General features: G+C 64.8%; 7 protein-coding genes and 2 rRNA genes. 1 reads left to right on the forward strand and 8 read right to left on the reverse strand.

From position 1 onward, the window contains the following. Window positions 1-53: 53 nt before the first annotated feature. The 5 genes from BLU67_RS11405 to BLU67_RS11425 all read right to left on the reverse strand — a co-directional run bounded on the left by BLU67_RS11405 (window position 54) and on the right by BLU67_RS11425 (window position 5,772). Window positions 54-1,109: a 3-isopropylmalate dehydrogenase gene (locus tag BLU67_RS11405; RefSeq protein WP_092566061.1), complete on the reverse strand. Its 1,056-nt coding sequence runs from the start codon at window positions 1,107-1,109 to the stop codon at window positions 54-56. 81 nt (window positions 1,110-1,190) lie between these two features. Continuing rightward, window positions 1,191-2,276 (reverse strand): LCP family protein, encoded by a 1,086-nt coding sequence (locus tag BLU67_RS11410; RefSeq protein WP_092566063.1) that lies wholly within the window; start codon window positions 2,274-2,276, stop codon window positions 1,191-1,193. 92 nt (window positions 2,277-2,368) lie between these two features. Next, window positions 2,369-3,394, reverse strand: a complete 1,026-nt coding sequence (ilvC, locus tag BLU67_RS11415; protein WP_092566065.1) for a ketol-acid reductoisomerase — start codon at window positions 3,392-3,394, stop codon at window positions 2,369-2,371. A 30-nt stretch (window positions 3,395-3,424) separates the two neighbouring features. Beyond that, window positions 3,425-3,964, reverse strand: coding sequence for an acetolactate synthase small subunit (gene ilvN, locus BLU67_RS11420; protein ID WP_092566067.1), 540 nt, complete (start codon window positions 3,962-3,964; stop codon window positions 3,425-3,427). A 2-nt stretch (window positions 3,965-3,966) separates the two neighbouring features. Then, a complete protein-coding gene (locus tag BLU67_RS11425; RefSeq protein ID WP_092566069.1) occupies window positions 3,967-5,772 on the reverse strand; it encodes an acetolactate synthase large subunit in 1,806 nt (601 codons plus the stop codon). 279 nt (window positions 5,773-6,051) lie between these two features. On the opposite strand from BLU67_RS11425, the gene BLU67_RS11430 reads away from it, so the two are divergent. Next, a complete protein-coding gene (locus BLU67_RS11430; RefSeq protein ID WP_092566071.1) occupies window positions 6,052-7,644 on the forward strand; it encodes an aspartate:alanine exchanger family transporter in 1,593 nt (530 codons plus the stop codon). On the opposite strand, the gene BLU67_RS11435 is transcribed toward BLU67_RS11430, so the two are convergent. From BLU67_RS11435 to BLU67_RS11445, 3 genes are all read right to left on the reverse strand, one after another. Further along, window positions 7,641-8,609 (reverse strand): aldo/keto reductase, encoded by a 969-nt coding sequence (locus BLU67_RS11435; protein ID WP_092566073.1) that lies wholly within the window; start codon window positions 8,607-8,609, stop codon window positions 7,641-7,643. The genes BLU67_RS11430 and BLU67_RS11435 overlap by 4 nt on opposite strands. Before the next feature lie 111 nt (window positions 8,610-8,720). Continuing rightward, window positions 8,721-8,837, reverse strand: a 5S ribosomal RNA gene (rrf, locus tag BLU67_RS11440). Window positions 8,838-8,913: 76 nt separating this feature from the next. Further along, window positions 8,914-9,014: ribosomal RNA gene (locus tag BLU67_RS11445) — 23S ribosomal RNA — on the reverse strand; the annotation flags it as partial.

Genomic DNA, 9,014 nt, shown 5'->3' on the forward strand with positions numbered 1-9,014 from the left:
TAGGACGCTAGTGCCGAAAGGGATGAGTGCCTCGAGCGTGTCCAGACTGTGAACTAGAGCGCCGCGCAGATCGCGTCGCCGACGCCGCTCGTCGTCACCTCGTAGGGGATGCCGGCGGCCGCGAGCTCGGCGCGCTGCGCCATGTGGGTGCTCACCGCTTGCTGCACATCGTTTGCCGCCTCGCGGATTCCCAGGTGGTTCAGCATCAGGACGAGCGAGCCGATCGCGGCGATCGGATCGGCGGTATTCGTGCCCGCGATATCGGGCGCGGAGCCGTGCACGGGTTCGAACATCGAGGGGAAGGCGCCCTCGGGGTTGAGGTTGGCGCTGGCCGCCAGTCCGACTCCCCCGCTGATCGCACCCGCCTCGTCGGTCAGGATATCGCCAAAGAGGTTATCGGTGACGATGACATCGAAGCGCGCCGGGTCGGTGACAAGGAAGATCGTCGCGGCATCGATGTGCAGGTAGTCGGTGCTGACGCTCGGGAACTCCTCGCCGATCTCCGCGACGGTGCGCCGCCACAGGTCCCCGGCATTGACGAGCACATTGTGCTTGTGCACGAGCGTGAGGTGCTTGCGTTCGCGCGCCGCAGCAACCTCGAAGGCGTAGCGCACGAGCCGGCGCACCCCGTAGGCGGTATTGACCGAGACCTCGGTCGCGATCTCGTGGGCGGTGCCGCGCCGCACGCTGCCGCCGTTGCCGCAGTACAGGCCCTCGGTCCCTTCGCGCACAACGATGAAGTCGATCTCCCCGGGGTCCGCCAGCGGCGAGGGCACCCCCGGGTAGCGGATGGAGGGCCGAAGGTTAACGTAGTGGTCGAAGGCGAAACGCAGTCGCAGCAGCAGGTCACGCTCCAAGATTCCCGACGGCACGCTCGGATCGCCGATCGCGCCGAGCAGGATGGCGTCGTGACCGGAGAGGGCGGCGAGATCGTCATCGGTGAGCGTCTGGCCGGTCGCGTGCCAGCGGCGCGCGCCAAGATCGTAGGGCGTTTCTTTTAGCTCGATCCCGCGCTTGCTCAAGACCGTGCGCGCCACGCGAAGCGCCTGTTCGGTGACCTCCGGGCCGATACCGTCGCCGCCAATAACTGCTACATCGATTGCGTTCATAGGCACACGCTAACCCGCCGCGCACTCCCGCTGCCCGAAGCGTTCTCCTAGTGAAAACACGCGCCCCGCGCGGCTCCAGTGTTAGTCCAGGGGGCGGTCATCCAGGCTCGGCGCGGCGCCCGGGTTCTCGTCGAGGAACTCGGCCGCCCGGCCCGCGGCAAACGCCTCAAAGACGGGGCGCGCCTTGGCCATATCGAGGTTGACGATCGACTGCTTGCCATCGGGACTCCAGCCCGTGCCGGCATACGGCGCGGTGATGAAGCGAACCGATCCCGGCCGCAGGGACGTCGATTCGAGCGCGAGCGATTGCAGGGTCGACATCGTCAGCGTCTCGTCCATGAGCGTCGTCTTGGTGATGATGTCGAGCAGGCCGTACATCTTCGTCGGCGAGGTCAAAATGTCCTGGTTGAACACCGACTGGGCGATCGCCCGCATCCACGCCTGCTGGCGCCGTACCCGGTCGAAGTCGCCCTGCGGCAGCGTCTTGCGCGTCTGAGCGAAGGTGAGCGCCTGTTCGCCATTCATGTGCTGGGCGCCGTCGCGCGTGTTGATCGTGACGCCTCCGAGTTCGTCGGTGAGCTGGGTGAAGGACTCGAAGTCGACGAGCATGACGTGATCGAGGTGGATGTTCGTGAGGTTTTCCACCGTCTGGATCGCGAGCGGGATGCCGCCATAGGACAGCCCCGCGTTGATCTTGGCCATCCCGTGCCCCGGCACCTCCACCCACGAGTCGCGCGGAATCGACATGACGGTCACGGCGGTGCGATCGCCGGAGAGTTGGGCGACCATGAGCGCATCGGAGCGCTGCTGGCCGTACTCGATTTTCGACAGGTCGCCCTTGGACAGCCGCGAATCGGAGCCCAGGATGAGGAAATTGATGGGCTGATGCTCCTCATCGACGGCGACGGGCGTGGGCCGCTTGGTCACGCCCTCGAAGGCGTCAAAGCGTTCGATCTGGTGATCGAAGCGGTTGCGCAGGAGATAGAACGCGCCGACGGAGCCGCCGACGACGACCAGGGCGATCACGAGCAGGGCGGCCAGGGCCTTGCGCCCCCGGGAGCGCTGCCGCGTGGCGGCCTGCCGGCCCGCGGCGCGCAGGGCGGAGCGATCCGACTTACCTCGCAACTGCCGGCGCGAAGGCGGCTCGGGTGCGCGTGCTTCGTCCATGACCTCTCCTAACCCGAATGACCGCCCCTATCGTAAACGAGGTCGCCGGGCGGCCCCAACACTGGGGGGCCGCCCGGCGATAACCTCGCGCGTTAGCGCGCGGCGGAGCCATCCTCGTAGTCGGCGTCCGTCGTCTTCCAGGCGAACAGCTTGCGCAGCTCCTGGCCGGTCTTTTCCACCGGGTGGTTCTGACCTTCAGCGCGCAGGGCCTCAAACTCGGGCGCCCCGGCGTCCTGGTCCTCGATGAAGCGCGTGGCGAAGGTGCCGTCCTGGATGTCGGCGAGCACTGCCTTCATGTTCTCCTTGACCTCGGGCGTGATGATGCGCGGGCCGGAGACGTAGTCGCCGTATTCGGCCGTGTCCGAGCACGACCAGCGCTGCTTGGTGATGCCGCCCTCGTTGATGAGGTCGACGATGAGCTTGAGCTCGTGGAGCACCTCGAAGTAGGCGATCTCCGGCTGGTAGCCTGCCTCGGTGAGCGTTTCGAAGCCGTACTGGATCAGCTTGGAGACGCCACCGCACAGCACCGACTGCTCGCCGAAGAGGTCGGTTTCGGTCTCCTCGGTAAACGTTGTCTTGATTCCGCCGGCGCGCAGCGCGCCCATGGCCTTGGCGTAGCTGAGCGCGAGATCCCAGGCGCTGCCGGAAGCATCCTGCTCGACGGCGATGATCGCGGGCACGCCGCGGCCATCTTCAAACTGGCGCCGCACGGTGTGGCCCGGGCCCTTGGGCGCGACCATGCACACGTCGTGGCCCTCGCCCGGGGTGATGTAGCCGTAGCGGATGTTGAAGCCGTGCGCGAAGAACAGCGCCGCATCCGGCTTCAGGTTCGGCTCGATGTGTTCGGCGTAGACGCCGCGCTGGGCCTGGTCGGGCGTCAGGATCATGACGACGTCCGCATCGGCAACAGCCTCGCCAATCTCCTTGACGATGAGCCCCTGCTCCTCGGCCTTGGCCCTGGAGGCGGAGCCATCGCGCAACCCGACGACGACCTCCACTCCGCTGTCGCGCAGGTTCAGCGCGTGGGCGTGGCCCTGCGAGCCGTAGCCAATAATCGCGACTTTTTTGGACTGGATGACGCCGAGGTCGGCGTCGTCGTCGTAAAACATTTCTGCCATGGGGGCATTCCTTTCGGGTGGGCGGTGCGGCTAGGCGCCGCGGCGGTTACGTTCGTAGGTTCGGTCGGCCAGGGATTTGGCGCCGCGCGCGATCCCCACGGAGCCCGATTGCACGATCTCCTTAATACCGTAGGGCTCCAGCGCCGTGAGCAGCGCCTCGAGTTTCGGATACGCGCCCGTCGCCTCGACGATGACGGCCTCCGGGGAGACGTCCACGACGTGGGCGCGGAAAAGTTCGACGACCTGCAGCACCGCGGTGCGGGAGCGGTCATCGGCCTTGACCTTGACGAGCAGGAGTTCGCGCTGGACGGATTCAACCTCGTCGAGTTCGACGATCTTGATGACGTTGATGAGCTTGTTCAGCTGCTTGGTCACCTGCTCCAGCGGCAATCGCTCCGCGTCGACGACGACGGTGATGCGCGAAATCGCGTCATTTTCCGTCGGGCCGACTGCCAGCGAGTGGATGTTGAAGGCGCGCCGCGCGAACAGGGCGGCGACCCGGGTGAGGACACCCGGCTTGTTCTCGACGAGGACGCTGAGCGTGTGGCGGTGATGGGTCGGCTTAGCCATGGTTACTCTTCCTCCCACTGCGGGGTGAGCCCGCGAGCGTACTGGATCTCGTCGTTGGACACGCCCGCCGGCACCATGGGCCAGACCATCGCATCGCGCGAGACGACGAAGTCGATCAGCACCGGGCGGTCGTTAATTGCCTGCGCCTTGCGGATCGTCTCTTCAATGTCCTCGGGCCGGGTGCAGCGCAGCCCGACGCAGCCGTAGGCCTCGGCGAGCTTTACGAAGTCGGGGATCGTGCGGCTCTCATGCCCGGTTTCCAGTTCCGTGTGGGAATAGCGTCCGTCGTAAAACAGCGTCTGCCACTGGCGCACCATGCCGAGCGAGGAGTTGTTGATGAGCGCAATCTTGATTGGGATGTCGTTCAGCGTGCACGTGGCCAGCTCCTGATTCGTCATCTGGAAGCAGCCATCGCCATCGATCGCCCACACTTCGCGCTCGGGCATCGCGACCTTCGCGCCCATCGCGGCCGGGACCGCGTAGCCCATCGTGCCAAGGCCCCCGGAATTCAGCCACGTGTTCGGGCGCTCATAGGAGATGAACTGCGCCGCCCACATCTGGTGCTGGCCGACGCCGGAGCAGTAGATCGCGTCCGGGCCGGCGAGCGCGCCGAGCTTTTCGATGACCTCCTGCGGCGCCATGAGCCCATCCTCGGTGGGAGTAAACCCGAGCGGATAATTCTCGCGCAGTGCGTTCAGTTGCCGCCACCACGTGGCAAGGTCGGCCTTGCCCTCCTTTTCCTGCAGGTGGCGCACCGTCGGCAGCAGGTCTTCCACGACCTCGCGAATATCGCCGACGATTGGCACATCGGCCGTGCGGTTTTTCGAGATCTCGGCGGGGTCGATGTCGGCGTGGATGACGCGCGCCCCGGGCGCGAACGTCTCCAGGTCGCCCGTAACGCGATCATCGAAGCGTGCCCCGAGCGCGACGATGAGGTCGGCGCGCTGCAGCGCGGCCACGGCCGCCACCGAGCCGTGCATGCCCGGCATGCCGAGGTGGTTCGGATGCGAGTCCGGCACGCCGCCGCGGCCCATGAGGGTCGTCACGACGGCCGCGCCCGTGACATCAGCGAGTTCGGTTACGACGGCCGAGGCGCCCGAGCGGATCGTCCCGCCGCCCACGAGCAGCACCGGGCGGCGCGCATCCTGCAGCTCCCGCGCCGCCGCCTTGATCTGGCGATGATGCGGTTTCACGCGCGGCTTGTAGCCGGGCAGGCTGCGCTGCGGCGGCCACGAGAAGTCCATCTCGCCCACCTGGGCGGTTTTCGTGATGTCGACGAGCACGGGGCCCGGACGACCGGTTCGCGCAATGTAGAACGCTTCGGCGATACGGGCGGGAATATCTGCGGCGTCGGTAATGAGGAAGGAGTGCTTCGTCACCGGCATCGTCGCGCCGACGATATCGGCCTCCTGGAAAGCGTCGGTGCCGATGAAGTTCGCCGCGACCTGGCCCGTAATCGCCACCATCGGCGTCGAGTCCATGTTTGCATTGGCGAGCGCCGTAATGAGGTTCGTGGCACCCGGTCCCGACGTCGCAATACATACCCCGACCTCGCCGCTAGCCGCCGCAAAGCCCTCCGCGGCGTGCCCGGCTCCCTGCTCGTGACGCACGAGGATGTGGCGCAGTTTCGTGGAGGCAAACAGCGGGTCATAGGTCGGAAGGATCGCCCCACCCGGCAGGCCGAAGACGGTTTCAACACCGAGTTCCTCAAGCGAACGAATGACGGCCTGGGCACCCGTCATGCGCTGTGGTGGCTCGCCACTGCGGCCCGTGGGTGGTCTGCCAGCTTCGGCAGTGCTTCGGGTCATGGTTTCTACTCCGGGACACTCGTGCTGCTACTAAAAAACCCTTCACCTGTGTGGGTGAAGGGCGCGCGATTGTGGGTACGTCAGTTCGACCCCGCGCGCCGCATAATGACGACGAGGGATAGAATGACGAGCTCATTGCGCATGGCGCCATGCTATCCAGTGACCTGGCGCACGGGACACCTGTCCCACATCATGGGACTTCGACGTGGGAGACTAAGAAACGTCCATTCGAGATTCCTCGGTGTATTCCGTCGCCGAACCACCCCAGAAGGGATGCCAATGCACGCGATATTCAGCTTGCTGGCAGAAAACCAAGTCCTCCTGCTATTTATCCTCGTCGGCGCCGGGATGGCGCTGGGCCACCTCAAGATTCGCGGCATCGGCCTCGGCGCAGCCGCTGTCCTGTTCATCGCGATTGCGGTGTCCGCCTGGGGCCTGACCTACGGCGCTGAGCTCAAGGTCGCGCACGATATTGGGGTCTTGGGTCTTGCCCTGTTCGCCTTTGCCATTGGCGTGAATTCGGGACCAAACTTCTTCCACATGATGCGCACCGCCGGCGGGCCGATCCTTGGCATGCTCGCGGTACTGATCGCCGCCGGTGGAGCTGCCTATGCGGTCGGTAGCGCCCTGGGAATGGAAGTCCCGCTCATTGCCGGTACCTTTGCCGGCGCCATCACGAACACCCCGGCCCTAGCATCCGCGGGCGCGGCCTCCGGGCAACCCGATCTCGCAACCGTCGGCTATTCTATCTCCTACCTCTTCGGTGTTATCGGCATGCTCGTCTTTGCGCAGCTCGCGCTGAACTACGGCAAGCGTGACAAGGACACCCCCTCACCGATCGCAAACCGCACCATTCGCGTGGAGCGCGATGACCGGCCGGCGATCGCCGATCTGCAACGGGTCCTCGGCACCAGCCTGCAGTTCTCCCGCCTGCGGCGCGGCGAGGTTGGACCAATCACCACGCCGATGCCGACCGACGTCCTGTACCGCGATGACCTCATCACCGTCGTCGGACCGCAAGAAGATCTCGACAAGGCCATCGCAGAACTTGGGCACGGCTCCTCGCATTCGCTGCTCGCCGATCGGCGTTACCTGGACTTCCGGCGCATCACCGTCTCGGATCCGAAGCTTGCGGGCCACCAGATCCACGAACTGAACCTCGAGGAGAAGTTCAGCGCGACGGTCTCGCGTGTGCGCCGCGGCGATGTCGATATGGTGGGCACCCCGGACCTCGTGCTGCAGCTCGGCGACCGCGTCCGTGTCGTTGCCCCCACCTCCAAGATGAAGGGCATCTCCAAGTACTTTGGCGACTCGGCCCGCGGCCTTTCCGATATCAACCCGATCGCTCTCGGCCTTGGCATGGCGCTCGGTATCCTCATCGGTGAAACGCCCATTATGCTCCCTGGCGGCTCGACCTTCTCGATCGGCGCTGCCGCAGGAACCCTCATTGTTGGCTTGGTGATGGGCAAGATTGGACGTATCGGTAAGGTCGTCACCGCAATCCCCTACACCGCCTGCCAGGTGCTTTCCGAGTTCGGTCTGCTGGTCTTCCTCGCGTACGCGGGCACCGCTGCCGGCGGCCAGATCGCCAATGCCTTCACGGGCGGATCCTGGTGGAAGATCTTCGTCCTAGGCGTCGTCGTCACGACGATTGTGGGCGCGGGTATCTACATCGTGATGCGCTGGGTCTTTAAGCTCGGTGGCACACGCACTGCGGGCGTCCTCGGCGGCACCCAGACACAGCCCGCGGTCTTGGCCTACGCCAATACCCGTACAAACACCGACCCGCGAGTGGCTCTTGGCTACGCCATGGTTTACCCGATGGCGATGATCGCGAAGATTCTCATCGCCCAGATCCTGGGTGGCCTCTAAAACAATGCCACCTTCGCAGGCGAAGGAAAGATCTCGTCGAGCCCGGCCAATACAGCCGGGCTCGGCTCGTATTCGCTTGCAGCGGCATTCTCTTCTACTTGGCTAGGCTTCGTCGCTCCCGCGATCACGGAGGCGACCTGGGGCCGGGAGGAGAGCCACGCCAGCGCGAGCGTGCCCTCAGACACCTCGTGTTCCTTGGCTAGTTCGCCGTACGCCCGGAGTTGGTCAAGGTCAGCCTTGGCCAACTTATCGCCCCGAGATAGGCGTGAGCCCTCTGGGGCCTTACCACTGGAGTACTTGCCCGTCAGGAGTCCCGAGGCTAGCGGGAAGTACGGGAAGATACCGAGATCGTAGTGCTGAGCAGCCGGGACGACCTCGAGCTCGGCTCGGCGATCGATGAGGTTGTAGTGCGATTGCGATGAGATGAATCGGGTTGTGCCCAGTTCACGAGCTACGTGTTCCGCTTCAGCGATCTGCCAACCAGCACGGTTGGAGTGTCCGACATATCGGACCTTTCCTGCCGTCACAAGATCATCGAGTGCACGCAGCGTCTCCTCGATAGGGGTCAGCGGATCCGGCGTATGGAACTGATAGAGATCGATGTAGTCGGTTCGCAGTCGTCGTAGCGAGCCCTCAACAGCGGCGATGATGTAGCTGCGGCTCCCTCGCGCCCCATAATCGGGTCCATCCAGGTGGCCGACGTCCATCCCGAACTTCGTCCCGATGACTGCTTGATCGCGCTTGCCTTTGAGAGCTGCGCCAAGCATCTGTTCGGAGAGCCCCGGTTCCTTGCCATAGACGTTGGCGACGTCGAAGAACGTGACGCCCGAATCGAGCGCCGCGTCAACGACCGCGTTGACGCCGGGCTGTTCTTCCGTTGCGGTACCGGGACGGCCGAGATTGTTGCAACCGAGCCCGATGGCAGAGACGACGAGACCAGATTTTCCTACGTGACGGTAGCGCATGACCTTCATCGTAGCCGCACACAAGAAAACCCTCGCTTGGGGGCGAGGGGTGTGGGGTGTATATGCCGGTGGCCCCACCTTGTTGGGTGGGGCCACCGGGTTTTTGGGTGGTGTCGGCGGTGTCCTACTCTCCCACACTCTCTCGAGTGCAGTACCATCGGCGCTGGAGGGCTTAGCTTCCGGGTTCGGAATGGGGCCGGGCGTTTCCCCTCCGCTATGGCCGCCGTACGTTTGTGGGGGGACCCATTACGGGATGGGTCTATTTGTGTTTGGGTGGTTTGGGAACCGTATAGGGACGCGAGTGTTTGGCTAGTTTTTGGCCATTAGTACCGGTCAGCTGAACACATTACTGTGCGTACACTTCCGGCCTATCAACCCCATGGTCTGTAGGGGGCCTTCACCACC

This window comes from Bowdeniella nasicola (genome assembly GCF_900107735.1).
In the GTDB taxonomy this organism is placed as follows: domain Bacteria; phylum Actinomycetota; class Actinomycetes; order Actinomycetales; family Actinomycetaceae; genus Bowdeniella; species Bowdeniella massiliensis.